The organism is Brucella haematophila, assembly GCF_005938105.1.
GTDB classification, from domain to species: Bacteria; Pseudomonadota; Alphaproteobacteria; order Rhizobiales; family Rhizobiaceae; genus Brucella; species Brucella haematophila.
In genome coordinates this window covers 1-25,625 of sequence record NZ_VCPE01000005.1, presented here as the reverse complement: position 1 = coordinate 25,625, position 25,625 = coordinate 1, and the positions used below count along the sequence as shown (strand labels likewise).

Sequence of the window (25,625 nt, the reverse complement as noted above, 5' to 3'; positions counted from 1 at the left end):
ATCCTGAATCACGCAGCCTTTTCAATGCGCGTGAGGCCGCCCATGTATGGCTGCAATGCTTCAGGAATATGAATGCTGCCATCTTCCTGCTGGTAATTTTCCATGACAGCGATGAGCGCACGACCGACGGCAACGCCGGACCCGTTGAGGGTGTGGACGAAGCGCGTCGACTTCTCGCCTTCCGGACGATAGCGGGAGTTCATGCGGCGACCCTGGAAATCACCGCAGACCGAGCAGCTGGAGATTTCGCGATAGGTGTTCTGGCCCGGCAGCCAGACTTCGATGTCATAGGTCTTCTGCGCGCCAAAGCCCATATCGCCAGTGCAGAGCACGACAGTGCGGAACGGCAGTTCAAGACGCTTCAGCACTTCTTCGGCGCAAGCCGTCATGCGTTCATGTTCGGCAACCGAGCTATCTGCATCGGTGATCGACACCATTTCCACTTTCAGGAACTGGTGCTGGCGCAGCATGCCGCGTGTATCACGACCGGCGGAACCCGCTTCCGAACGGAAGCAAGGCGTCAGCGCCGTATAGCGCTGCGGCAGGGTCTTCACATCGACGATTTCATCCGCAACCAGATTAGTCAGCGGCACTTCCGCCGTCGGAATCAGCCAACGGCCGTCGGTGGTGCGGAACAGGTCTTCCGAGAATTTCGGCAACTGGCCGGTGCCATAAACAGCCTCGTCGCGCACCATCAGCGGCGGCATGGTTTCGGTATAGCCGTGCTGGGTCGTGTGCAGATCAAGCATGAACTGGCCGAGCGCACGTTCCAGACGCGCCAGACCGCCCTTCAGGATGGTGAAGCGCGCACCGGCGATTTTTGCCGCGCGTTCGAAATCCATCATGCCGAGCGCTTCGCCCAACTCATAATGCTCTTTCGGTTGGAAAGAGAAGTTGCGCTGATTGCCGACGCGACGAACCTCGACATTATCGGCTTCGTCCTTGCCAAGCGGCACATCGCCAAGCGGAACATTCGGAATAGTCGACAGCGCGTCGTTCAATTCCTTGACCAGACGACGCTCTTCTTCCTCGGCCTCAGCAAGAAAATTCTTGAGTTCGCTGACTTCCGCTTTCAGCTTGTCGGCGGTGGCGGCATCTTTTTCAGCCATCGCCTTGCCGATTTCCTTCGAAGCAGCATTGCGGCGTTCCTGCGCAGCCTGAACCTTGCCGACATTTTCACGGCGCTTTTCGTCGAGCGCGATCAGTTCGGACGAGAGCGGCCCTGCCCCGCGCTTTGCAAGCGCCTTGTCGAGGTCTTCAGGGTTTTCGCGAATCCATTTGATGTCGAGCATGGGAAAAGCCGTTTCGTGAAATTGAACAGAAGCGGGCCGCAAAGACTGCGGCCAGCGGAAATCGTAGTTTACGATCAGGAGGAAGAAGTGTCGTTTTCAGCGTCTTTTGCGTTCTCTGCTTCGTCGCGCTTCTTCTCGATCATACGAGCCACGATAATGGAAATCTCGTAGAGAAGGATCGTCGGCAAGGCAAGACCGATCTGGCTCGCTGGATCGGGCGGTGTCAGAACAGCCGCCACGATGAAGGCAATCACAATCGCATATTTACGCTTGTCCTTCAGGCCAGCCGAAGTCACGAGACCAACACGCGCCATGAGGCTTGTGACGACCGGCAACTGGAAAACCAGACCGAAAGCGAAAATGAGCGTCATGATGAGGCTCAGATATTCGGACACCTTCGGCAAAAGCGAAATCTGCACTTCGCCGCCGCCACCCGACTGCTGCATGGCCAGAAAGAACCACATTACCATCGGGGTGAAGAAGAAATAGACGAGCGCGCCGCCGAGCAGGAACAAGATCGGCGATGCGATGAGGAACGGCAGAAATGCCATACGCTCATGCTTATAGAGCCCCGGCGCGACGAACTTGTAGATCTGTGCTGCAATGATCGGGAAAGCGAGCACGATACCGCCGAACATCGCCACCTTCACCTGCGTGAAGAAGAACTCCTGCGGCGCGGTATAGATCAGCTCCGCCTTGGAACGATCCATACCTGCCCAGTCGATCGCCCACTGGTAGGGCACGACAAGCAGATTGAAAAGGTGCTTTGCGAATGCGAAGCAAACTGCAAATGCCACGAAAAATGCCAGGATTGCCCAGATAAGGCGGCGGCGCAGTTCGATCAGGTGTTCAAGCAAGGGCGCTGAGCTCTGCTCGATTTCATCCTCGTCACGGGTCACGCTTTGGTTCCTGTCTTCTTGGTGGTCTTCTTGGCAGGAGCAACCGCCTTGTCGGCAGCTGGCTTGGATGCGTCCGCTGTTTTAACCGGAGCAACTTTCTTCGGTGCGGGTTTTGCCGCAACCGTTTTGGGAGCAGCCGTTTTGGCGGCAGCAGGCTTTGCCGTCGCGGCCTTTACAGCCTTCGGCGCAGCGGGTTCGGCCTTCGCCACAGCAGCTTTAGGCGCTGCTTTTGCTGCTGTCTTGCGTGGAGCGCGTGGGGCCTTTGCAGGCTTTTCTGCAACAGCTTCAGCCTGAGCAGGCGCTGCTACAGGAACAGGCGTTCCGCTTGCGTCGACCGGCGTGGTCACTTCTGCAACCGTATCGGGTGTCGCCGGAGACATGGAGGTCGAGGATTTGATGCTCGACTTCAGGTCTTCACCTGCACTTCGAATCGGATCGAAAACCTGCGTAAGCTTGGAGCGCGGATCGAGCTTGCGCGTTTCGTCGATGATATTCTTGACGTCTTCCAGCTCCGCCTCTTTCAAGGCTTCGTTGAACTGGTTGCGAAACTCATTGGCTGTGGCGCGCATGCGCGCAGTCGCCTTACCGAAGGCTCTAAGCATCTTCGGCAAATCCTTGGGGCCGACGACAACGATCATCACGATCGCAATGACCAGCAATTCAGACCAACCGACATCGAGCATTTTATACCCCGCGCACTGCGCGCGTGTCCCGTCTTTCGGCGGAAAACCGCACTATTACAGATGGCAAACATGCTGCGTATCCGTTTTGACACGCAGCATTCTTGATCCGATAGATCAGGACTTGGTGGTTTTCTTGACGTCGTTGACGGTTTCTTCCGCCTTGGCGTCGATCGTGCGACCGTCGTCCCGGGCGTCCTTGGCGGCGTCTTCGTCGTTCATGCCCTGCTTGAAGTTCTTGATGCCCTTGGCAACATCACCCATCAGCTCGGGAATCTTGCCGCGGCCAAAAAGAAGCAGCACAACCGCTAGAACGATCAGCCAGTGCCAGATGGAAAAGCTACCCATTTCATTCCTCTCATCGCCGCTTAAGCGCAGCCTGTTCCTGCAATGTCGATAGTGATTTAAGCGCTTTCAAGCAATCTTTCAAACGGAAGTATAGCTGTGAAGGCAGATGTGACGATTTTATTCGTCGCATGTGTCCTCTTTATGTGCAGCAAATTGTGGATCATAGGAAAGTCGATCGCTGACTTATCCCTTGGGGGCCAGCAAACCAAGGTCTTCGAGATCGATATCCTCAAGCGGCTCTTCGTCATCCGTCAGTTCATCCGGGTCGATATTCGGCACCGGAACAGCAAAGCTTGAAGGCATGCGGGCGGACAGAAGCCCTGCCCCGCGCAATTCTTCCAGCCCCGGAAGATCGCGGATTTCCGGCAGTCCAAAATGGTCGAGGAACGATTCCGTCGTGCCATATGTCACCGGACGGCCCGGCGTGCGGCGACGTCCGCGCAGCTTGATCCAGCCCGTTTCCATCAGCACATCGAGCGTGCCTTTGGAGGTTTCGACGCCACGAATGTCTTCCAGTTCAGCGCGTGTGACTGGCTGGTGATAGGCAATGATCGCCAGCACTTCCATTGCGGCGCGCGACAGCTTGCGCTGCTGCACCGCCTCGCGGCTCATCAGGAAGGCCAGATCCGGCGCGGTGCGGAACGCCCAGGCGGCGCCGACCTGCACGAGATGCACGCCGCGCGACTCATAAACCTTCTGGAGATGCTGCAAAATCGGCGCAAGCTCGGCCCTGGGCGGCAAACGCTCCTGAAGTGCGCGCTCAGACACCGGTTCAGCGGAAGCAAAAATGATTGCTTCGACAATGCGGGCCAGATCAGCCAGCCCACTTGCCGGAAGCTGTGCTTCCTCAAATTCATCATCCATATCGAATTCCGCCAGCTGGCGTTCCGCCTCAGACATCCTCGTCCTCGTCAAATTCGCTTAAACCGGGCTTGGCCCGCATATAAATCGGCTCGAATGGCGCATTCTGGCGGACTTCCAGCTTGCCCTCCCGTACCAGTTCCAGACTGGCGGCGAACGAGCTTGCCAGCGCCGAAGCCCTCTCCTGCGGCGACAGCGCATAGTCGATCAGAAAACGGTCGAGCGAAATCCAGTCTTCGATATCACCGCCCATCAGACGCACCAGTGCGACCCGCGCCTCCTGCAGTGACCAAACGGAGCGCTTGGTAATCTGAACATGAGACACCGCCTGCCGCTGGCGCTGCGAGGCATAGGCCGTCAGAAGATCGTAGAGTGTTGCGGAAAACTGGCTGGCGCGGTCGACCATCACCACTTCCGGCATGCCGCGTGCAAAGACATCGCGCCCCAGCCGGTTGCGATTGACCAGAGCGGCTGCGGCATCGCGCATTGCTTCCAGCCTTTTCAGGCGGAATTGCAAGGATGCTGCAAGTTCCTCGCCGGTCTCGCCATCGTCACCCTGCTGCTTGGGAATAAGCAGCTTGGATTTGAGGTAAGCGAGCCACGCCGCCATCACCAGATAATCGGCGGCAAGCTCGAGCCGGACTGCCCTGGCTCGCTCGACGAATTCGAGATATTGCTCGGCCAGCGCCAGAACGGAAATACGCGCCAGATCGACACGCTGGTTGCGTGCCAGATGCAGAAGAAGATCGAGCGGGCCTTCAAAACCCTGCACGTCAATCAGCAATGATGGCTCGCTTAAAGCTCTTTCGGCATCGCTTTGCCACAGCGAATCCATCGGCACGAGCGTGCCGTCTTTTCCGTCTGTGTTGGTTCCCGATGCTGCCAAGCCGCTAACCCTTCGATGCGCAGTCGTCACTCACGCGGCCCGGACAAGCCGGGCAACGCATAACTCTAGTTTACCAAGTTTTAACGATTACGCTATCGCTTCGAACATGCCATTGAATTCGGCGCGCAGTTCAGCCTCATCCGAAAGGTCCGGATCACCTGCATAGACTTCGGCCAGATCGGCGCGGCGCTTCGATTTGCCTTCGAGCACTGGCACGCGGGCAGCAACCTGCACCAGCTCTTCCATCACGCCTGCGCAATAAAGAACGATGTCGCAGCCCGCACCGATGATTCCGTCGGCAATGTCGCCCAGTTCACCCGAAAGCGCCTTCATCGAAATATCGTCGCTCATGATCAGACCGTCGAACTGAATCACTTCACGAATGATCGTGTTGATCACGGTCGGCGACAAAGTGGACGGACGCTTTGGGTCCAGCGCATCGAAAACGACATGCGCCGTCATGGCCATGGGCAAATCATTCAGCGCCTTGAACGGCACGAAATCATGCGCCAGCAATTCGCTCAGCGGCGCGCTTACACGGGCCAGTTCCTTATGGGTATCCGCGAAGGCGCGGCCATGGCCCGGCATGTGTTTCATCACCGGCAACACACCGCCCGCCAGCAGGCCCTCGGCAGCGGCACGGCCCATCTCGGCAACCGCATGCGGGTTCTTGGAATAAGCGCGTGCGCCAATCACATCATGCGCGCCCTCGACGGGCACATCGAGAACCGGTAAGCAGTCGGAGGTGACGCCGACCTTCAGCAGATCGAAGGCATGCAAACGAGCATGCAGCCATGCGGCACGCAGGCCCGCTTCGCGGTCGCGTGCAAAGATCGCGCCAATTTCTCCAGCGGATGGATAATTCGGCACTAGCGGCGGACGCAGACGCTGCACGCGCCCGCCTTCCTGATCGATGAAAACCGGCGTCTGATCGCGGCCCGTCACATCGCGCATATGCGCGGTCAACTCTGCAACCTGTTCAAGACTTTCGACATTGCGGGCGAACAGAATGAAGCCCCAAGGCCTTTCATCGCGGAAAAAGGCAACCTCATCCGGCGTAAGCTTCGTACCCGACACACCGGCAATCCATGCCTTGCACTGTTTCATGCGAATATCCCTCGTATTTTCCGCAACTTAGAGAACTGTTCTAACGAAAATTCCATGCGCTCGATAGTGCATATGAAAAGGGCGGCTCAAGCCGCCCTGTTCTAAGTCTGTTGTTATGGCTCAGCGCGTTACAAGGCAGCTGCCACCAGCCGACTTCAAGCGACCGCACAGCGCATTGGCGTCGTCACGCGAACCAGCCTGAACGCGGACACGGTAATATGTGCCCTTGCCCGGAATGTCAGCGCGCTTGATATCCACGCCGCGTCCGCCGATCACATTGGCATATTTCTGCGCCATGTTGGCATAGGACTTCTGCGCCAGTTCAGCGGAAGGCTGCGATGCAATCTGGATGAAATATCCACCTGCACCTGCCGCTCCACCGGCAGCCGATGCAACCTGCTGATTGGCAGCCGGAGCAGCAGCAGCAGGCGCTGCGGTCTGCGTACGCTGCGGAACGTTGCCGACTATGTTTACCGGCTGTTCAGCCGGACGCGAAGGAACAACCGGAGCACGTGCCGGAAGGCGCGGCGTTTCCGCAGCCGGTGCCTGAGCGACAGGCGCTTGTGCTGCTGGCTGCTGGGCCTGCGGTGCAGTTGCGGAAGGTGCTGGCAAAGCACTACCCGAAGCGATTGCCGCGATTTCATCACCACCAGCCGGAGCGGATGGCTGCGCCGCAGCGTTGTTGGCCGTCTGCGGCGCAGCCGGTTCCGGAGCGCGTTCCGGCTGCATGATCGTGCCATCCGGGCGAACAATCATGGTTTCAACTTCGCGCGGCTGGATCAAAGGCGCACTTTCCTGCGCGTTCTGTCCATTCTGAGCAACCGTATTGGCCTGACCATTTTCGGCCGACGAATCCGGCGTATCGGACATGGCTTCATTGTCGTCCGTGCCGGAAATATCGACTGGCTCTTCACCCGAGGTGATCAGTGACTTCTGTTCCGGATTGTTCGGCAACGTACCGGCGACACGGTCATAGACCGCCTTGTCCTGATTCGGGACTGTCGCGCCGCCGGGGTTTTCCGGCTGCATCTTGATCGGCTGGTTGTCGGCATGAATGACGACCGGCTCCTGCGAACCGCCGCCCATGAAGTGATAACCGATACCGCCAAGCAATACGACAGCACCGGCAACACTGGCCAGAATCAGGCCGCGACGACCGCGAACCGGGCGATTGCGATAGGCTTCCGACGCTTTGCCAAGATCGTCTTCCGGCTGCATGGCGGCACGCGCGCCATAATCGCCGCCTTCGACGGTCTGCGCGCCCTGGGCAGCCCAATGATTGTAGAAATCATCTTCGCTGCCGGCCTGCTCGCCCGCATTATAATCGCCAGTCTGGCGCGGCTGCGGGCGACCATAGGAGGTTGCAGCAGCGGCAACGGCTGCACCAAGGCCCGCCGCGGTGGCACCTGCGGCAACACCGGCATTCGGCAGATAGCTGGATGCGCTTTCACGGAAGATATCTTCGAAGGCCTTGTCGGCTTCGCTCTGCGCTTCCGATGGCGTGTTCAGCTCATCGACGCCGACTGTGTTGAAGACCTCGGCAAATTCAGCTTCGAGATCGCCACGACCGGCAGCGGTTTCCTCTTCACCGTAATTGACTTCCGGCAGATCGAGGGAATGCGTCTGCTCAACCTTGTTTTCGGCAACGCTCAGCGTTTCCACGTCTGGTGCGGGTGCACTGGCAGCCTGCTGAGCAGTTGCAAAATGCGGCATCGATGTGGTCGGGCGATAATCCTCATCTGAAAGCACCGCATGAGCGTAGGCAGGCGCAGCTATGGCTGCACTGTTGTCATCATGCAGGTCGAGATCGTCTTCGTTGAAGAAATCATCGCCGCCAAGCAACTCTTCGTCGGTCGCCTTGAGGACTTCCGATTCGGAGTAATCACCGGAAGGCTCGAAACCGAAGTCGTCTTCGCTCAGGCTCAGCTCATCGAGATCCGACAGATCGTCGTCCGTGCCTTCCGCTGCTGTCGTTGCGGAAAATGCAGCGGCATCAAATGAGAAATCATCGTCGAAGGAGAAGTCGTCGTCCTGCGCTGCAACTTCGTTCGAAGCCTGTTCCGAACCAACGAACGCGCTGGAAGCAGCGTAAGGCGCTTCCGCCTCACTCGCAGCCTGGGCGGTTGCTGTTGGAATCTGCGCGACAACGCCTGAAGCGAAATTGCCACGAGTGTAATAGGGATAGCCGGATGGTTCTGTCCGAGCGACCGCTTCCTGAGCAGGCGCAGCAGCTTCTACAGGCTGGTGCGGCTGTTCAAAGGCTTGCTCGTCCAGATGCAGTTCATCCAGCTGGAAATCGTCAAATGCCGGCTCAGGCTCTTCCTCTGCCGCATAGGCATGGTCCGATGCACTCGCGTAGGATACGGCCTGTTCGGGTTCGTAGGCAGCGGCCTGTGGCGCATAGGATACCGGCTCCGGCTGATAGCCATAGGCGCTGTCGTTCGCGGAAGCTGGCTGCGGCTCGTCACCGAACAGCAAGTTTTCCAGCTCGTCCTCAAGTGACATGGACTGATGTGCAGGCTCGGCGCCATAAGACGGCGTTGCAGGCTCAACGGCCTGCACATTCCAGTCACGGCTTTGCGCGGTCTGCGTCAGATAGGATTCTTCGTGCGGCTCGATAGCCGGCTGATAGATCGTCGGATCGTATGCGCCATGGTCGGCTGCATGGCCGCCCTGCGCGCTATCCGGCGATTCGTGATTGTCATAAGCCGAGCTTTGCGCTGCCGCGTAAGGGTCACCATACGAATCGCGTGCGCTCGAATAATCAGCATAGTCGAACTGCTGAACAGGCTCGGTGCGTTCGACGTCTTCGAAGTCGTCCAGCTCGGGCGCAGGAACGGATGTTCCATTGTCCAGATGCAGGTCGAGTTCTTCTTCCAGAGCAGAAGCAAGGTCCTCTTCGTGCACCAGCGGTTCTGCGCCGCGATAATACTGCTCGCTATAGCGCTGATCCTGAGCGACTTCCGGCTCAGGCTCGACAGGCTGGCTGTGGCTTGCTGGCTGCGCATAATCGTCGAAACCGCCGAGAAGCTCGCGTTCAAGGTCAAGCGCCGAATCAAAGTCAGGCTCGGGCCGGTCATGAGATTGGCGCTCGTTCCAAGCGGAATGATCACCTTGAGGCGTGCCAAAGTCCACGATTCGCGACAGTTCCATCAGCGGATCGTCTTCGTGCAGCGGACGCTCGCCGTAATTACGGGGATTTGCACTGCTGTCCGTCATGGTGTGTTCCTAACTCAAACCCTGGACGCCGCAAGACGTCACTTTACATTGCTTATTAGCGAGGCAATGTGGGCAAAAGTTGACGGTAGTTTCCTGCGCCGAAAGACCAGAACGGGATAAACCAACACCTTCGGTTCATCCCGGTCTTCTCTTTTTAGACTTGATCTGCTGCTTTTGAGAGCTTCGCTTGACTTAACAAGCTCCCAGTCAGTCGATCAATCCTAGCGCATTTCCGTCGGAGCATCAGCCCCGATGATCGTCAATCCGGACGTCAGAACATCGGAAACAACCTGTACCAGCCCTAGCCTGGCTAGAGACAAGTCTGGATCGTTAACCTTAATAAAACGTAAGTCCGGGTTCTCTGTGCCCTTATTCCATTGCGAATGGAACGCGCTGGCAAGGTCAAACAGGTAAAAAGCAAGACGATGCGGCTCCTGATGGATCGCCGCCGCTTCGATCAGACGCGGATATTCTGCAAGCTTGCGAACCAGTGCAATTTCGCTCTCGTCGGTCAGCTTGTCGAACTGTGCGGCCATAGCGACACGATCCAGATCGGTAAGACCCAGCTGGTCGGCAGCCTGACGGAAAACCGAGTGCGAACGCGCAGAAGCGTACTGCACGTAGAACACCGGATTGTCCTTGGACTGTTCGGTGACTTTCGCAAAATCGAAATCGAGCGGCGCATCGTTTTTCCGGTAAAGCATCATGAAACGCACCGGATCGCGGCCCACTTCGTCGACCACATCGCGCAATGTGATGAATTCGCCCGAACGCTTCGACATACGCACCGGCTCGCCGTCGCGGAAGAGCTTTACCAGCTGGCAGAGCAGCACGGTGAGCTTGGCCTTGCCATCCGAGACAGCGCGTGCGACGGCTTCAAGACGCTTCACATAACCACCATGATCGGCGCCCAGCACGTAAATCATCTCGTTGAAGCCGCGGTCGTACTTGTCCTTGAAATAGGCAACGTCGGCCGCAAAATAGGTGAATGCACCGTCAGACTTCATCAGAGGACGATCGATATCGTCACCCACTTCCGTCGAGCGGAACAGGGTCTGTTCGCGATCTTCCCAATCTTCCGGCAGCTGGCCCTTCGGGGGAGGAATCTTGCCCTTATAGACATGGCCCTTCAGCGTCAGATCGTTGATTGCATTGCGAATCGCACGGGCATGATCGGCATGCAGCTGACGTTCGGAATAGAACACATCGTGATGGACGTTCAGCGCTTCGAGATCGGCGCGGATCATCGCCATCATAGCCTTGATGGTGGTTTCCTTGACGATAGCCATCGCTTCAGCTTCCGGCATTTCCAGAAGCTTCGTGCCATATTCCTTGGCGAGCGCCTGCCCCACCGGCACGAGATAGTCGCCCGGATAGAGGCCAGCCGGGATTTCACCGATAATTTCGCCCAGCGCTTCGCGATAACGCAGCATGACGGAGCTTGCGAGCACATCGATCTGCGAGCCCGCATCGTTGATGTAATATTCCTTGACGACGTCGTAGCCTGCGAATTTCAGCAGGTTGGCCAGCACATCACCAACAACGGCGCCGCGGCAGTGACCGACATGCATCGGGCCGGTCGGATTGGCCGAAACATATTCGACATTGACCTTGTTGCCCGCGCCAAGCTTGGAACGACCGAAATCCGTGCCTTCATTCAGCATCGCGGCAAGCTCGCGCTGCCAGTAGCTGGCCTTCAGACGCAGATTGATGAAGCCCGGACCGGCAACATCGACTGTTTCGACATCATCGTCACTCTTCAAGGCTTCGGCGATACGCACCGCAAGTTCGCGCGGGTTCTGACCGACAGCCTTGGAAAGAACCATGGCCGCATTGGTTGCGATATCGCCATGGGTCGCATCGCGCGGGGGCTCGACACCAACGCGCGAAAGATCGAGTTCACCGCCATCTTTCGGTTTCAGATCAATATCTTGCAACGTCTTTTTGATACGTGCGTCGAAATCTGCGAAGATATTCATGGTCTGTCCTGTCAGGCTTTCGTCTGGAATTTTGACTGCGTATTCCAGAGTCGGCTCGTTCTATTAGATAGTTGTGTTGCAGACGGCCTTTCAGCCTCGCAATCACTTCGTTTGGCTCCGATTAAGCTAAATCGGGGGTATGGTCAAACAATCGTCGGTGTTCGCGCACGGCAAAATTATCAGTCATACCCGCCAGATAGTCGGCCACGCGGCGCGCACGCGACGGGATATCCAGCGTTTCACAGCCCGATTGCCACTCGGGCGGCATGATCGACGGATCAGCAAAACAGGCGTCGAACAGGTCCTGCACAATCTTGTCTGCCGCCTGTCGGCGCAGCACCACGCTGTTATGGAAATAGAGGTTTTTGAACAGAAACCGCTTCAGCACCTTTTCCTCGTCGCGCATCGTGGGCGAAAACGCCACCAGCGACTGCGACTGGTCATGGATATCGGCAATGCTTTGCGGCCGAGCCTCGGCCAGACGGCGCTGGGCTTCGGCGATAACATCTTCGACCATGATGGTGATCTGCCTGCGCACCAGTTCATGGCCGGTGCGCACGGCATCAAGATTGGGATAGCGCCCGCGCACCACATCGAGCAGCCGCTTGGTCAGGGGCACTTCATCCAGCGCCTCAAGCGTCAGCAGGCCCGCACGCAGGCCATCATCAATGTCATGGGCGTTATAGGCAATGTCGTCGGCAATCGCCGCGCATTGCGCCTCCAGACTGGCAAAGCGCCCCAGTTCCAGATCGTAGCGTTCGTTGAAGTCGAGGATGGGCTGCGGCACCGGCTCATCCGAATGTACCGCATACGGCCCGACCAGCGGACCATTGTGCTTCACCAGCCCTTCCAGCGTTTCCCAGGACAGATTGAGACCGTCGAAATCCGCATAACGATGTTCAAGCTTGGTGACGATGCGGAGCGACTGGGCATTGTGATCAAAGCCGCCATAATCCTTCATGCGTTCGTTGAGCGCGTCCTCGCCGGTATGGCCAAAAGGCGTGTGACCAAAATCATGCACCAGCGCGACGGCTTCGGCGAGATCTTCATCCAGCCGCAGCGCACGGGCCAGCGCGCGCGCAATCTGCGCCACTTCAATCGTATGCGTCAATCGCGTGCGGTAATGGTCGCCCTCATGCGCGATGAAAACCTGCGTCTTGTGTTTCAGACGGCGGAACGCTGTGGAATGGATGATGCGGTCGCGGTCGCGCTGAAACGGGGTGCGCGTCGGGCTTTCCGGTTCCGGCACCAGCCGCCCACGGCTTGAGATCGGATCGCAGGCATAGGGCGCGCGCTCACGATAACCGAAGCCTATTCCTTCCAGCGACATTGCGATGCATCCTTCACTGTAATATGATTACACTATGTTCATGCTGACATTGACTTCTATAGGTAGCGTTCATAGCTATCAGAGGAATATGAAGGCAAGTCTGCGATAACGGGCAGCCGGGGAAAATCCCGCTCTGGCCCAGCAACTGCAAACGGACGAGACCGATGACAGGCATTACCGTTTCCGATTCCGCCGCAAAGCGGATCGCTAAAATTCTCAATTCCGAACCGGACAAGACCGCGCTTCGCGTTTCTGTCGAAGGTGGCGGCTGCTCCGGGTTTTCCTACAAATACGATCTTGTCGACGAACAGACAGATGACGATATCGTCATCGAAAAGCTCGGGGCGAAAGTTCTGATTGATTCGATCTCGGTTCCATACATGGATGGATCGGAAATCGATTTCGTTGACGATCTGATGGGACAGTCGTTCCAGATCCGCAACCCGAACGCGACTGCGTCTTGCGGCTGCGGCACGAGCTTCGCAATTTAAGCGAACCGAAACGTACGGCATTGAAATAGACCGGCTGCCTCATGGCAGCCGGTTTTGTTTTATCAGACTTTGACTGAAGCGACCGTGGTATCGATATGGTCCACCAGCGCATCCGGCAGGCCGAGACGCCCGGCCAGCATATCGAGATAACCGCGCTCCGCCCGGGTGTCAGGATCAATGGCCAGACGCGAAGCAGTGTAAAGCTCCACCTTCTGCTCTTCCGTCTGCGCGGCGGCAACCAGCGCGTCGAGATCGACCGGCTCTGCCAGTTCTTTCTGGAAGAAAGATTCGGCCTCGTCATCAAGGCCGGAAATCTGAAGCTTCTCCATGATGCGCGCGCGTTCCGCATCATCGATATGGCCATCTGCCTTGGCTGCGGCGATCATCGCCTGGATCAGCGTCAGGGCGAAACTGTTGCTCATGGCCGGTGACTGCGGGTGGAAGGGCGAATCGGCAGGTGGAGGCGGAAGAAGCTCCGGCTCCCTGGCGACCGGCTGTTCCGCTGTTTGCGGCGACTGGCCGGACTTGTAGTTCTTGTAGGCCAGGTAGCCCAGACCGGCGATGGCTGCGATGCCGCCAACGGTGGCGACATTACCGGCCAGCTTGCGACCCGTCTTGGTGCCAAGAACTGCGGCAGCGATAGCGCCGGTGGCAAGCGGGTTCTTCTTGGCGAGATCACCGACCTGCCCGGCTTTATCCTTCACACTCCCCGACATGCCTGGTACCTGCGATCCCAAAAACTGGTCGAGAAGTTTCTTGGCGTCGAACATTGTCATCTCCTGTCTGGCTCCAATGAGTCCGAGATAGGAACGCAAGGGCGGCAATACAAATGCGCGCAGCATCGAAATATGCGCCAAGCTGCAATTTCTGTGATGAGGCCAGCGCCATGCTTGCCCTCACCCGCTCAAGCGCCTAATCATTGAGCCATGAAGATCGCTACGTGGAACATCAACGGCGTCAAGGCCCGCATCGAGAACCTTCAGCATTGGTTGAAGGAGTCTTCGCCGGATATCGCCTGCTTGCAGGAAATCAAGTCGGTGGATGAGCAGTTCCCCCGCCTTGAGCTTGAGGCGCTTGGCTATCACGTCGAGACCCATGGCCAGAAAGGCTTCAACGGCGTCGCGCTTCTTTCCAAGAAGTCACCCGACGAGATCAATCGCGGCCTGCCCGGCGACGACAGCGACGAACAGGCGCGCTTCATCGAGGGCGTTTACTCGACCGATAAAGGCGTCATCCGCGTCGTGTCGCTCTATCTGCCGAACGGCAACCCGATCGATACAGAGAAATTTCCCTACAAGCTCTCCTGGATGCAGCGTCTGGAAGCCTGGGCGAAAGAACGTCTGGCGCTTGAGGAGCCGCTTGTGCTGGCTGGCGACTACAACGTCATCCCCGAACCTGAGGATGCGAAGAACCCGCAGGCATGGCTTGGCGACGCATTGTTCCAGCCGCAGTCCCGACAGGCGTTCCGCAAGTTGGAAAATCTCGGTTTCACCGACGCTATTCGCGCGGCGACTGACGATGACGGTATCTATTCATTCTGGGATTATCAGGCAGGCGCCTGGCAGAAAAACAATGGCATCCGCATCGATCATCTGATGCTGTCGCCAGAAGCGGCCAACCGTTTCGTATCGACTGATATTGAAAAGCACGTTCGTGCCTGGGAAAAGCCGTCTGATCACGTACCGGTAACGGTCACGTTGTCGGTTTAAGACGAAAGAAGCTTAGAACGAGCCCTTGGTGGTCATATCGCTGGCAAGAGCGACAGCGTTCCGGCGATCCGCTTCACCGACAATCGAGAAAGCCTGTTCCTGCATTTCGCGTATCCAGGTGCAATCCTCGGCTGCGCAACGTTCAGAAGCGGCCGTCATGAAGGCCAGCCCGCGCACGGTCTTGCCAGCCTGAAAGAGCATGTTTCCAAGCATGGCTTGAGCACTGACATTGCCCTTGTTCGCAGCCAGCTGGAACCAGCGCGCCGCCTGAACCGAATTGCGCTCTCCGCCCTCACCGGACAGAAGCATCTTGCCAAGCTCGAACTGGGCAGCAGAATCACCGAAATTCGATGCGGCCTGTACATAAAGATCGCGGGCAACCCCCATATCCGCACGCACCGGCGTACCCGGAATGCCGCGCTTCACATATCCGGCGAGCGCAACGAGCGCATCAGCCACATAGGAATCGTTCTCGGAACCGGGTTCGGAACCCTCACGCACGATCTTTTCGAAAATCTTGTAGGCTTCGTAGTCATTTTCCGCCACGCCATCGCCATCGGCATACATGCGGGCCAGTTTCCACTTTGCACCCTGATGACCGCGCTCGGCGGCATAACGCAGCGCCTTGATCGCCTCGTCCTTGTGACCGTTCTTGTAAGCGGAGAAGCCGAACTTGAAGAGTTCGAACGGGCTGCGCGACTTTTCAGAATCGTCGTTCAGATCAAAAGCAAAGGCACTGTTGCAGGCGATGACCAAACCAACAGCCATGGCAATAACAGGATATGAAAAACTGCGACTACGCATCACAACGCCGGTCTTTCACAATAGTTGGCACAAATCGTGGAGAAAGAATTCATTGAGGGCAGAATAGCCACGCTTTTCGTCAAGACTGAGACCCGATCTTGGCCGAAAAAAGCCTTACCACCATTGGAAGGAATCGGAGCAGCGTCGGCAAGGTTTCCCTTGCTTGCAATCGGTTTGCTCTGCAACAACGCGCTCTTGCTCATTCCTGCCTAATCCTGCGGGAGCCTTCGCTCCTGATTGTTTGACGGCTTCTGCCTTTCCTTGACGGATGATGCCCCTTTGTGGCGGGAAATAGGCAAAAATGACCGTAGTTCTTTGTAGCCTAAAGTAACGGTAAAGACTGTTGCCGTTTGACAACAAACTCACTGTTGTTGCTCATCGAAATGTGCGACCCATCGAACAAAGCGATGGCGATTGTTTCCGTCTGGCGGACGCTTAGAATAGAACGGCTATCACACAACCGATTGGAACCAACCGGGACCACATGCGCAAATACCGACGCCCCTATAGGCGCCCGCAGAGGCGATTTACCTCCGGCAACCGCAGAAGCGGAATGGGAGGATTTCGCAGCATCATACTGACTTTATTGTTCTTTTCCGCGATTATCGTTGGTATTTCATACCTGCCGAATGAAAAGCGCCCGACCGAAACGCGCGACGGCCCCGTCTATGTGATAGATGGGGATACGGTGGTTATAAACAAGGTGCATATTCGCCTGAAGGGCATCGATGCGCCGGAGATGGCGCAGACCTGCGAGCGGAACGGTATTCATTACGATTGCGGCACGGAGGCTCGCAATTTCTTGCGGGCAAGAATCGGAAGAACACCGATTCGGTGCGAGACGGAGGGCTTTGACCGCTATGGCCGCGATCTGGCGCGTTGTTACCTCGGCGAAACCGATCTGAATAGCTGGATGGTCCAACAGGGTTGGGCGATTGCCTATGGCGATTATGAGCGCGAGGAAGCGGACGCCCGCAGAAATGGTCGCGGTATCTGGGCTGGCCGTTTCGAGAAGCCGTCGTCATGGCGAAAGGAAAATCCGCGCGCGGGCGAGAACGCGCAAACGAACCATGGAAACACGCAGACGATTGGACGCAATAGCATCAACGCGTTCACCGACTATATTAAAGAGCGTATCACTGCCCTCATCAATTATTTCCGATGACGACATCCCAAAATCCGGAGCGAAGCCTCATGGAAGACCTCAACACGCTCAGTCAGTCGATCAAGGCGTGTCGCATCTGCCGTGATGAGCCACTGTTTCTGCCACCGCTGCCGCATGAGCCTAACCCGGTCTGTATTGTCTCCAATACGGCGCGCATTGCCATATGCGGACAGGCGCCGGGTATCCGTGTGCATAATACGTCCCTGCCGTTCAATGATCCTTCGGGCGACCGCCTGCGGCAATGGCTTGGAACAACACGCGAGGAGTTCTACAATCCGGCCCGGTTTGCCATCGTTCCCATGGGCTTCTGCTTTCCCGGTTATGACAGACATGGCGGCGACCTGCCCCCGCGCCGCGAATGCCGCATGTCATGGCATGACCGTGTCTTTGCAGCCATGCCACAATTGGAGTTCGTTCTGGTGGTCGGGCAATATGCGTTGGCCTACCATCTTCCCGACTATCGCGGGCGCAATCTGACCGAAACGGTGAAGAACTGGCGGCACTTCATTGAAACGCCCAACAAGGCCGGACGCATTGTGCTGCCGCTCCCTCATCCTTCCTGGCGCAACAGTGGCTGGCTGAAGCGCAATCCATGGTTCGATGAAGAGGTTGTGCCTATTGTTCAGGCAAAAGTCCGAAGCCTCATCAACGACGATAAATAAATTTTACAAGATCGGTTCTCATAAGAATATTTTTCCTGTAACTTCTGCCGATAGCACATCATAAGGTATGACGTTTCGCACACTCGCAAAGTTCGGGAAACGATTTCTAAAACCGGGAACGGAAACGCATGGACAGGCTCGACAGAAAAATACTGCGCTTATTGCAGGAAGACGCAACATTGGCAGTGGCAGACGTTGCCAAGAAGGTTGGCCTTTCCACAACGCCTTGCTGGCGTCGTATCCAGAAGCTTGAAGAAGATGGTGTCATCAAGCGCCGTGTAGCGATCCTCGACCCGATCCGCGTCAATGCGCGCGTAACGGTCTTCGTGTCGGTGCGCACCAGCTCGCACAGCCATGAATGGCTCAAGCGCTTCTCGGAAGTCGTGCAGGAATTCCCCGAGGTTATCGAATTCTACCGCATGAGCGGCGATGTCGATTATCTTCTGCGCGTCGCAGTGCCGGATATTGCGGCCTATGACGCCTTCTACAAGCGACTGATCAGCAAGATCGAAATCCGCGACGTGTCGTCATCCTTTGCGATGGAGCAGATCAAGTACACGACTGAACTGCCGCTCGACTACATGGTGCTGGACAAGGAAAATAACTGACCTCCCAGACCTTGAAATGAAAAAGCCCGGTTTCAACCGGGCTTTTTAGCGCTTACTCTTCCCAGAGCGTGGCCTGAATGGCCTGCCAGCTTTCCTTGCTCGGCGCAGCCAATATGCCTCCGCCGGTATGTGACGGGAGATAATCACTACCATCCCAGCGTGCGAGATAGCCGCCCGCTTCCTGGTGGATCAGCGCGCCGGGCAGATGATCCCACGGCATAAGCTTGTTATAGACCGCGAAATGCGCACCGCCGGTCGCGAGAATACGATATTCATGCGCCGCGCAGCGATAACCGATCTGCGACAGAAATTTCGTGTGATTGCGCGCCAGACGGGAACGAATCGGCTCAGCCGTATACTGCCACGAAATCGAGCCTGTCATCTGGTTGATACCAGCAGGTTCAGCAACGCGCACCTTTCGCGTGCTGCCGCTGGCATGGCGAACATAGCTACCGCTACCCTTTGTCGCCATGATCCAGTCATTGCCAACCGGATCGTGAATGATACCCGCTACGGTCTCGCCTTTCGACACAACGGCCAGCATCACACCGAAAAGCGGTACGCCGGATGCGAAATTGAATGTGCCGTCCACCGGATCGATGGTGAAGGCAAAATCGGCATCGCCGAGCCCATCGAGCAAGGCTGGATTATCGGAACAGGCTTCCTCGCCCACGATCATCGCATCGGGATAACGATCTTTCAGCTTCGCGGTGATAAAGCGCTCTGCATTGATGTCGGCTTCCGTTACCAGATCAGCTGGAGACGTTTTCTGCCGGATATCGTCCGCATCAAGCGTGCGGAAACGCGGCATGATTTCCTGTTGGGCAGCCTCTGCCAAAAGATCGGCAAGCCAGTCGATCTGGCCTTCATCAAAGCGCACTTTCATTCCCCTCACTCTTCTCCTCATGCGAGCCAGCCATCAGGCCTGCGAAATCGAACAGCTTGCGGTCCAGAAGGTGGCTCGGGCGCACATTGGTCATGGCGCGGATCATCGTGTCCTTACGGCCCGGCATGCGCTTTTCAATATCCGCGAGCATGGCCTTCATGGCGTTGCGCTGAAGCCCTTCCTGGCTGCCGCACAGGTCGCATGGAATGATCGGAAACTGCATGGCCGTCGCAAACTTCTCAAGATCGTCTTCCGCAGCATAGGCCAGCGGACGGAATACCATTAGGTCGCCTTCGTCGTTCAGAAGCTTCGGCGGCATGGCGGCAAGACGCCCGCCATGGAACAGGTTCATGAAGAAGGTCTCTAGGATATCCTCCCGATGATGGCCCAGAACGATAGCCGAGCAGCCTTCCTCACGCGCGATGCGATAAAGATTACCGCGACGCAGGCGCGAACACAGCGAGCAATAGGTGCTGGTTTCCGGCAGCTTTTCCGTCACGATCGAATAGGTGTCCTGATATTCGATGCGGTGCTCAATACCATAGCGATTCAGGAAGTCGGGCAGGATGTGCTTTGGAAAATTCGGCTGTCCCTGATCCAGATTGACGGCCAACAGCTCGACCGGCAGCAGGCCGCGCCATTTGAGGTCGAGCAGCAGCGCCAGCAGGCCGTAGGAATCCTTGCCGCCGGACAGACAGATCATCCAGCGCTCGCCGGGCTTCACCATAGCAAAGTCTTCGATAGCCTGACGCGTCAGACGCAGAAGGCGCTTGCGCAGCTTGTTGAATTCGACTGAAGTGGGCACTTCGCGAAACAGCGCATGGCAACCGTCTCCGCTGGTGTCTTCCGATATACCGGGCGAATTATCGGGCGCAATGTTCAGATCGAAAGCGTTCATGGTTCTTCTCGGATGCTGTCTCGTACTGCGCTTTACATACAGAAAAGCCGCCCATGGGGAAACCATGGGCGGCCATTTCTTTGCGATAAGTGGCGCCCGAAGGCGACCAGATTAACGCGAATAGAATTCGACGACGAGGTTCGGTTCCATCTGGACAGCGTAAGGCACATCCGTCAGGGTCGGAACGCGGGCGTAGGTCGCAACCATCTTGTTGTGATCTGCTTCGATGTAGTCAGGTACATCGCGTTCTGCGAGCTGAACAGCTTCGAGAACAACAACCAGCTGCTTCGACTTTTCACGAACTTCAACAACGTCACCGGCCTTCAGGCGGAAGGACTGGATGTTGACGCGACGGCCGTTCACGTTCACGTGACCGTGGTTGATGAACTGGCGTGCAGCGAAGATCGTCGGAACGAACTTTGCGCGGTACACAACAGCGTCCAGACGCGATTCGAGAAGACCGATCAGGTTTTCACCCGTGTCGCCCTTGCGGCGAGCGGCTTCGTCATAGGTCTTGCGGAACTGCTTTTCCGAGATATCGCCATAGAAACCCTTGAGCTTCTGCTTGGCGCGCAACTGCACACCGAAGTCCGAAAGCTTGCCCTTGCGGCGCTGGCCGTGCTGGCCCGGGCCATATTCACGACGGTTAACCGGGGACTTCGGACGACCCCAGATGTTTTCGCCGAGACGGCGGTCAATCTTATACTTTGCGGATTCGCGCTTGCTCATCGCATTTCCTTCAAAAAGTTAGTGCGCCATACGGCGCAGACAGGAAACGCGCCCTCCTCTGCCCTCCGTTTTCGAGGACTGACAGGATGAAGCGCGCGAGCGCGATCTCCATCCACGGGACACGTCAAATGAAACGCCAGCGCGTTAAAGCGCCAGCGATGGCGGGCTTTTAGTCATGTGCATGTCATCTTGTCAAGTTCGAACGCTTGCCAAAGCCCTGATAACCGGGCGTTTAAAGCGTTTTTTGCCGTCCTTTGCAACATATTGCCATCAAGCGTGAAGGAACGCGGCTTCTCTTTACCGCATTATGCAGTCGGGGCTGTAGAATATGAGGTGTTCATCGGTGTTGCTGGTCCTGCCCCGTTTCCTATCACGCAAAGATTCGATTGCAGCAATTCTCACCCTTGGTTTACTCGCTCCGGCTGGAGCGGCGGTCTTTTATCCTCAACCCGCCCAGGCGCAGACATTCATCGAAAAAATCCTGAAACGCGACGCGCAAAAGGCAAAGCAGCAGCGCAAGCGCCCGTCGGCGAAACCGCAAAAGAAGCGGCAAAGCAAGCAGCCCGTAACCCGGATGGAAAGCAAAGCACCGGAAAAGCCTGCATCCCAGTCAGCATTGCCTGTGGTTGTTCCCGTTCCGACGCCTGCCCCCAGACCGGAACAGATTCCCGAGGCCGCACCAGTGCCGACGCCTACCCCGGAAGCCAAGCCGGATGAGAAATCCGAACAAAAAAACGAGGCCCGGCCTACCACCATCGTACCGCCAGAAAAGCCAACCCCGCCGGAACATGCCGAGCCGAAACAGCCAGAACCCGCAAAACCCACCCCTGACGAGCGAGTCTATCAGGTGGCCTGCCCTGCGCTCATTTCCGGCGATGTCGAAGGCAAGCTCCTGTCACCCATTGAGGATGGCGCACAATGCGGTGTCCATTCGCCGCTATCATTGACGGCAATCGGCAAGGAGGAACCGCTTAAGCTCGCCAATCCCGTCACGACGAACTGCGCCATGGCGGTGACACTGGCCGAGTGGAGCAACGACGTCAAAAGTGCTGCCCACGATATTTACGGCAAGGATATCAAGATTACGCAAATCGGCACCGGCTCTGATTATCAATGCCGCAAGGTGAATGGCGCATCGACAGGCCGCGTCTCCGAACATGCCTTTGGCAATGCGCTCGACATCATGTCCTTCACGTTCTCGGACGGCAGCAAGACGGAGCTGGAAAGCGGCTGGAACGGAGCCGACAAGGAAAAGGCCTTCTGGCGCGCTGTGCATGGCGCAGGCTGCAAGCTTTTCATGACCGTTATCGGCCCAGATGGCGATGCGGCGCACCGCACCAACATGCATCTCGATCAGGGGTGTCACGGCAAAAGCTGCACAGCACGCATATGCCAGTGAGCCGGTCACGAGAGTTTTACCCTAACCGCCCGGAATTCATAAAAAAATCCAAATCCGGTTTCTACTTTGATGCGGTATTATCGATTCCAGAACGGTTCCGCTTGAGATAGAATCGTTGGAAGCGCTCTTGTTGCTTATTTTGCACGGTTTCCGAGAAGGATGTGGGGCATGCAATTGACTAAAATTATACTTTCCACCATTTGCGCAATCGGCTTTGCGAGCGCCGCCCACGCGGATGCCGTTCCGAAACGCTCGAAAGATTTTACCGGAAATTACCAGACTTTGGTCAAGGACCAGCACGCCTCGCCGCAAGTCGCCGATTGCGTGGCCAGCGGCTATGATCTGGTGAAGAAGGACAAGAAATACGATCGTCTCGGCTTTACCAAGGATGATATTTCATCGGCAACGACCAATGATACATCGTCAAAGTTCAGCACCAAGGACCCGCGCAAGGTTTCAGCCGTGATCTCCGTGCCGGGCGAAGCGCGCATCAAGAGCACAGGCTATAAGTGGGATGGCGTCAACCTGCGTTGCGGCATCACCAATGGCAAGCTGACCGCCATCGAGCTGGTTCAAACCAAAGCCGCTGAGTAAGCCCAGCGGCGACTGCCAGAAAGAACGCAGCACCTGATCACAAATCAGGTGCTCTTTTTGTCGTCGACATGCTCAGGCAAGCCTTTGCGCTTGGTCTCGGCAAATTCTTCCAGTTCCTTCTCGGTCATTGATTCATACATTTCCTTCGATGCGCCGAAAAGCTCGCCGACCTTGATCTCGCCGCGCTTCGCCGCAAGCGCGGCACCAGCGGCTTTCTGTTGGGCTTGAGATTTTGCAGGCATGGAATCTTCTCCTGTTACGCCGCCCAAAGGCCAACGTGTCGGATAAGGATCGGTTCCAGCTCGCTATTCCTGATCGCTATCAAAACGGGAGCGAGCGCTGCGTAACGCCGTTCGGTTCGCAACCGCCCATCTTCCGAGACTGTCGATAGGCCCCGCCAGCGAATGGCCAAGCTCGGTCAGTGAATACTCCACCTCCGGCGGTGATGTCGGGCGCACATGGCGCAGCACTAGCCCATCCCGTTCAAGCGAGCGCAGCGTGACGGTTAGCATGCGCTGCGAGATTCCTTCAATTTCACGCCGTAAGGCGTTGAAACGCATGGAACCGCTTTGCAAGCTGAAGATAACGAGAATGCTCCACGTATCGCCGACCCGGTCAAGCACGTCGCGGATCGGGCAAGAGCCCTTGCCGTCCGTCTCAAAGGCCGGTGTCGAAGACAATAGCGGTGTCTTGGCGTCTGGTCGTGTCGGTATCGTCATAGTCATTCTTATCACATACTCGCTTCATCGGATCAAACCGGATGCTTCGTTATTACCTCCCGGTTGCAACGATCAGGCATGGTTCAGCGCCCGATCTGGCAAACGCCGCCCTTAACGCGCATTGTGCTCAGTGCTCATCGCCTTGCCTTTTGGGCGGTTACTTCCATGTTTCTTACCCATGTAAAAGTGCGTTCTTCACAAGCCTACAAGCCTGACATATGTAGTTACCAGAAATAACCTGATTATGAAACATACCTTAAACCGCAAGGCTATAAAAGCGTAAGGAAGGAATTGGAATGGCTAAAATCGCACTCATCGGCGCGACGGGTTTTGTTGGCGCGGCAATCCTGAAGGAAGCCGTATCGCGCGGTCATCATGTTACAGCGCTGGTTCGCCACCCGGAAAAGGTTGAAAAGCTTGCCAATGTGACCGCCGTCAAGACGGATGTGTACGACACGGACGCGCTGGCCAAGCAGCTTCAAGGACACGATATCATCATTTCCGCCTTCAATCCCGGCTGGGGCGACGCAAATATTCGTGAAAACCACATCAAGGGCAGCCGCTCGATCAACGAGGCTGCCAAGAAGGCAGGCGTCAAGCGCCTGATCGCTGTTGGCGGCGCTGGCAGCCTTTCGATCAACGGCCAGCAGCTGGTCGATTCCGCTGAATTCCCCGCAGAATGGAAAGAAGGCGCGCTGGGTGCCCGTGAAGCCTTGAACGAACTGCGCAAGGAAGATGGCCTTGACTGGACTTTCGTGTCGCCCGCGATCATGCTTCAGCCTGGTGAACGCACGGGCAAATATCGTCTTGGCGGCGACGAGCCGGTTTTCAACGACAAGGGCGAAAGCGCTATTTCTGTCGCCGATCTGGCCGTAGCCATTGTCGATGAAGCCGAACAGGGCAAGCATATCGGCAAGCGCTTCACGGCAGCCTATTGATTGTAGCATCTCGATCGTGTTTCGATCCTATCGAAGCAGATCGAGAACTGCATTCCCATCGAAGCCGGGTGGCAAATGTCATCCGGCTTTATTGATTAAGAACAATGGGCGGAGAGCGCATGGAACTGGGAATCTATACCTTTGGCGATCTTGGCCCAGACCTGGAAACCGGCAAGCCCATCTCGCCGCAACAGCGTATCAGCAATCTGATCGAGGAGATCGAGCTGGCCGATCAGGTGGGGCTTGATGTCTTCGGCCTTGGCGAACACCATCGGCCCGATTATTCCGTATCCGCACCCGCAGTTGTTCTGGCCGCCGCAGCCTCGCGGACAAAAAACATACGACTGACGAGCGCGGTCACTGTTCTCTCCTCCGACGATCCCGTGCGCGTTTATCAGCAGTTTTCAACGCTCGACCTGATCTCGAACGGGCGCGCTGAAATCATGGCCGGGCGCGGCTCCTTCATCGAATCCTTTCCGCTCTTCGGGTACAATCTCGACGATTACGACACGCTTTTTGCCGAGAAGCTCGATCTGCTTCTGACCATTCGCGACAATGAACGCGTGAACTGGACCGGGACAACGCGGGCGGCCATTGACGGGCGTGGCGTCTATCCGCGCGCTATCCAGCAGGCACTCCCCATATGGCTTGCAGTCGGGGGCACGCCCGCTTCGGTCGGTCGCGCTGCCCTGCTCGGACTGCCATTGGCGCTTGCCATCATCGGCGGTTATCCGGAACGGTTTGCGCAACTGACCGATTTCTATCGTGAGGCTGGAGCAAAAGCCGGTCATGCGCCGGAAAAGCTCAAAGTTGGAATCAACTCGCACGGCTATGTTGCTGAAAACGCACAACAAGCGGCGGATGAATTCTATCCGTCTTATTCCCATGTCATGGCAAAGCTTGGCCGCGAACGCGGCTGGCCTCCGACCACACGAGAGCAATTTGATGCCATGCGTGAACCGCGTGGATCGCTTCTGGTTGGCAGTCCGCAGCAGGTCATCGACAAGATCCTGACCCAGCACAGCTACTTCAAGCACGACCGCTTTCTGTTCCAGACCGCGCTCGGCAATCTGCCGCATAAATATACGATGAAATCGATTGAGCTGTTCGGCACCAGGGTTGCACCAGAAGTGCGCAAAGCGCTCGGCGTGCCATCCGCGACATAAGAAAAAGCCCGGTCTCGCAACCGGGCCTTTTAAACGCATTGTCCTGCGCATCGAAGCGGGATCAGAAATCAGTCCAGTGGACTGATTTCCTCGCGTAGGCGCTTCACAGTTTTGCTGCAAATGCTCTAGGCTCCAGACTCAATTGATCCACCAAGTCATTATTGCTGCAATATAGCATGTTGCGGCGAAGTTGATCATTAGCTTGTCGTATCGTGTTGCAACACGCCTCCAGTCTTTGAGACGGCAGAACGTGCGC

General features: G+C 56.8%; 27 protein-coding genes and 1 pseudogene. 9 read left to right on the top strand and 19 right to left on the bottom strand.

Features of this window, described 5'->3' with window-relative positions:
• Window positions 1-8: 8 nt before the first annotated feature.
• The 10 genes from serS to FGI60_RS09500 form a co-directional block, all read right to left on the bottom strand.
• Window positions 9-1,292 (bottom strand): serine--tRNA ligase, encoded by a 1,284-nt coding sequence (gene serS / locus FGI60_RS09545; RefSeq protein WP_138784989.1) that lies wholly within the window; start codon window positions 1,290-1,292, stop codon window positions 9-11.
• A 74-nt stretch (window positions 1,293-1,366) separates the two neighbouring features.
• Window positions 1,367-2,191 (bottom strand): twin-arginine translocase subunit TatC, encoded by an 825-nt coding sequence (gene tatC, locus FGI60_RS09540; RefSeq protein WP_138784988.1) that lies wholly within the window; start codon window positions 2,189-2,191, stop codon window positions 1,367-1,369.
• Window positions 2,188-2,874, bottom strand: a complete 687-nt coding sequence (tatB, locus tag FGI60_RS09535) for a Sec-independent protein translocase protein TatB (RefSeq protein ID WP_138784987.1) — start codon at window positions 2,872-2,874, stop codon at window positions 2,188-2,190. Before tatB ends, tatC begins: the two co-directional genes overlap by 4 nt.
• Before the next feature lie 114 nt (window positions 2,875-2,988).
• The gene (locus tag FGI60_RS09530) at window positions 2,989-3,219 is read right to left on the bottom strand and encodes a twin-arginine translocase TatA/TatE family subunit (protein WP_078338493.1); all 231 of its coding nucleotides are present in this window, start codon (window positions 3,217-3,219) and stop codon (window positions 2,989-2,991) included.
• A 183-nt stretch (window positions 3,220-3,402) separates the two neighbouring features.
• Entirely contained in the window at window positions 3,403-4,119 is a 717-nt protein-coding gene (gene scpB, locus FGI60_RS09525) for an SMC-Scp complex subunit ScpB (RefSeq protein ID WP_138784986.1), read from the bottom strand.
• Window positions 4,112-4,966: a segregation and condensation protein A gene (locus FGI60_RS09520; RefSeq protein WP_078338491.1), complete on the bottom strand. Its 855-nt coding sequence runs from the start codon at window positions 4,964-4,966 to the stop codon at window positions 4,112-4,114. The genes scpB and FGI60_RS09520 overlap by 8 nt, the downstream gene beginning before the upstream one ends.
• Before the next feature lie 87 nt (window positions 4,967-5,053).
• Window positions 5,054-6,073 carry a beta-N-acetylhexosaminidase gene (nagZ, locus tag FGI60_RS09515; protein ID WP_138784985.1) on the bottom strand — a complete coding sequence of 340 codons (1,020 nt, stop codon included), beginning with the start codon at window positions 6,071-6,073 and terminating at the stop codon, window positions 5,054-5,056.
• A gap of 120 nt (window positions 6,074-6,193) precedes the next feature.
• Window positions 6,194-9,292, bottom strand: a complete 3,099-nt coding sequence (locus tag FGI60_RS09510) for an SPOR domain-containing protein (RefSeq protein WP_138784984.1) — start codon at window positions 9,290-9,292, stop codon at window positions 6,194-6,196.
• Between the two features lie 221 nt (window positions 9,293-9,513).
• Window positions 9,514-11,271 (bottom strand): arginine--tRNA ligase, encoded by a 1,758-nt coding sequence (gene argS / locus FGI60_RS09505; protein ID WP_138784983.1) that lies wholly within the window; start codon window positions 11,269-11,271, stop codon window positions 9,514-9,516.
• Between the two features lie 121 nt (window positions 11,272-11,392).
• Window positions 11,393-12,601, bottom strand: coding sequence for a deoxyguanosinetriphosphate triphosphohydrolase (locus FGI60_RS09500; RefSeq protein WP_138784982.1), 1,209 nt, complete (start codon window positions 12,599-12,601; stop codon window positions 11,393-11,395).
• A 164-nt stretch (window positions 12,602-12,765) separates the two neighbouring features.
• Between FGI60_RS09500 and erpA the strand changes: the two genes are divergently transcribed.
• Entirely contained in the window at window positions 12,766-13,092 is a 327-nt protein-coding gene (gene erpA / locus FGI60_RS09495; protein ID WP_078338486.1) for an iron-sulfur cluster insertion protein ErpA, read from the top strand.
• A gap of 62 nt (window positions 13,093-13,154) precedes the next feature.
• Here the strand turns inward: erpA and FGI60_RS09490 are convergent, their stop codons facing one another.
• Entirely contained in the window at window positions 13,155-13,862 is a 708-nt protein-coding gene (locus FGI60_RS09490; protein ID WP_138784981.1) for a tellurite resistance TerB family protein, read from the bottom strand.
• A 156-nt stretch (window positions 13,863-14,018) separates the two neighbouring features.
• Here FGI60_RS09490 and xth point away from each other — a divergent pair, with 156 nt between their 5' ends.
• The gene (gene xth / locus FGI60_RS09485; RefSeq protein ID WP_138784980.1) at window positions 14,019-14,801 is read left to right on the top strand and encodes an exodeoxyribonuclease III; all 783 of its coding nucleotides are present in this window, start codon (window positions 14,019-14,021) and stop codon (window positions 14,799-14,801) included.
• Window positions 14,802-14,813: 12 nt separating this feature from the next.
• On the opposite strand, the gene FGI60_RS09480 is transcribed toward xth, so the two are convergent.
• Window positions 14,814-15,569: a tetratricopeptide repeat protein gene (locus FGI60_RS09480; RefSeq protein ID WP_171058744.1), complete on the bottom strand. Its 756-nt coding sequence runs from the start codon at window positions 15,567-15,569 to the stop codon at window positions 14,814-14,816.
• A 35-nt stretch (window positions 15,570-15,604) separates the two neighbouring features.
• On the bottom strand, window positions 15,605-15,808 hold the full coding sequence (locus FGI60_RS09475) for a hypothetical protein (RefSeq protein WP_138784978.1): 204 nt from the start codon (window positions 15,806-15,808) through the stop codon (window positions 15,605-15,607).
• 281 nt (window positions 15,809-16,089) lie between these two features.
• Here FGI60_RS09475 and FGI60_RS09470 point away from each other — a divergent pair, with 281 nt between their 5' ends.
• The 3 genes from FGI60_RS09470 (at window position 16,090) to FGI60_RS09460 (ending at window position 18,040) form a co-directional block, all read left to right on the top strand.
• On the top strand, window positions 16,090-16,770 hold the full coding sequence (locus tag FGI60_RS09470; protein WP_138784977.1) for a thermonuclease family protein: 681 nt from the start codon (window positions 16,090-16,092) through the stop codon (window positions 16,768-16,770).
• A gap of 29 nt (window positions 16,771-16,799) precedes the next feature.
• Window positions 16,800-17,432 carry a uracil-DNA glycosylase family protein gene (locus FGI60_RS09465; RefSeq protein WP_138784976.1) on the top strand — a complete coding sequence of 211 codons (633 nt, stop codon included), beginning with the start codon at window positions 16,800-16,802 and terminating at the stop codon, window positions 17,430-17,432.
• Window positions 17,433-17,560: 128 nt separating this feature from the next.
• A complete protein-coding gene (locus FGI60_RS09460; protein WP_078338480.1) occupies window positions 17,561-18,040 on the top strand; it encodes an Lrp/AsnC family transcriptional regulator in 480 nt (159 codons plus the stop codon).
• A 52-nt stretch (window positions 18,041-18,092) separates the two neighbouring features.
• Here the strand turns inward: FGI60_RS09460 and FGI60_RS09455 are convergent, their stop codons facing one another.
• The 3 genes from FGI60_RS09455 to rpsD form a co-directional block, all read right to left on the bottom strand.
• Window positions 18,093-18,920: an inositol monophosphatase family protein gene (locus tag FGI60_RS09455; protein WP_138785181.1), complete on the bottom strand. Its 828-nt coding sequence runs from the start codon at window positions 18,918-18,920 to the stop codon at window positions 18,093-18,095.
• Entirely contained in the window at window positions 18,910-19,824 is a 915-nt protein-coding gene (ttcA, locus tag FGI60_RS09450) for a tRNA 2-thiocytidine(32) synthetase TtcA (RefSeq protein WP_374843430.1), read from the bottom strand. Before ttcA ends, FGI60_RS09455 begins: the two co-directional genes overlap by 11 nt.
• A gap of 111 nt (window positions 19,825-19,935) precedes the next feature.
• Complete coding sequence (gene rpsD, locus FGI60_RS09445; protein WP_078338446.1) at window positions 19,936-20,553, bottom strand: 30S ribosomal protein S4; 618 nt, start codon at window positions 20,551-20,553, stop codon at window positions 19,936-19,938.
• A gap of 355 nt (window positions 20,554-20,908) precedes the next feature.
• Here rpsD and FGI60_RS09440 point away from each other — a divergent pair, with 355 nt between their 5' ends.
• Together FGI60_RS09440 and bspC are read left to right on the top strand one after the other, a co-directional pair.
• Window positions 20,909-21,952: an extensin-like domain-containing protein gene (locus FGI60_RS09440; RefSeq protein ID WP_407921681.1), complete on the top strand. Its 1,044-nt coding sequence runs from the start codon at window positions 20,909-20,911 to the stop codon at window positions 21,950-21,952.
• Between the two features lie 168 nt (window positions 21,953-22,120).
• Window positions 22,121-22,546 (top strand): type IV secretion system effector BspC, encoded by a 426-nt coding sequence (gene bspC / locus FGI60_RS09435; RefSeq protein WP_078338645.1) that lies wholly within the window; start codon window positions 22,121-22,123, stop codon window positions 22,544-22,546.
• 44 nt (window positions 22,547-22,590) lie between these two features.
• Here the strand turns inward: bspC and FGI60_RS09430 are convergent, their stop codons facing one another.
• Complete coding sequence (locus FGI60_RS09430; RefSeq protein WP_138784974.1) at window positions 22,591-22,788, bottom strand: DUF3008 family protein; 198 nt, start codon at window positions 22,786-22,788, stop codon at window positions 22,591-22,593.
• A 63-nt stretch (window positions 22,789-22,851) separates the two neighbouring features.
• Complete coding sequence (locus tag FGI60_RS09425; protein ID WP_138785179.1) at window positions 22,852-23,265, bottom strand: winged helix-turn-helix transcriptional regulator; 414 nt, start codon at window positions 23,263-23,265, stop codon at window positions 22,852-22,854.
• Between the two features lie 296 nt (window positions 23,266-23,561).
• On the opposite strand from FGI60_RS09425, the gene FGI60_RS09420 reads away from it, so the two are divergent.
• Both FGI60_RS09420 and FGI60_RS09415 read left to right on the top strand, forming a co-directional pair.
• Window positions 23,562-24,203 carry an NAD(P)-dependent oxidoreductase gene (locus FGI60_RS09420; protein WP_138784973.1) on the top strand — a complete coding sequence of 214 codons (642 nt, stop codon included), beginning with the start codon at window positions 23,562-23,564 and terminating at the stop codon, window positions 24,201-24,203.
• Between the two features lie 119 nt (window positions 24,204-24,322).
• A complete protein-coding gene (locus FGI60_RS09415; RefSeq protein ID WP_138784972.1) occupies window positions 24,323-25,369 on the top strand; it encodes an LLM class flavin-dependent oxidoreductase in 1,047 nt (348 codons plus the stop codon).
• A gap of 138 nt (window positions 25,370-25,507) precedes the next feature.
• Here FGI60_RS09415 and FGI60_RS09410 read toward each other — a convergent pair.
• Window positions 25,508-25,625, bottom strand: a pseudogene (locus FGI60_RS09410) (IS5/IS1182 family transposase); the annotation flags it as partial.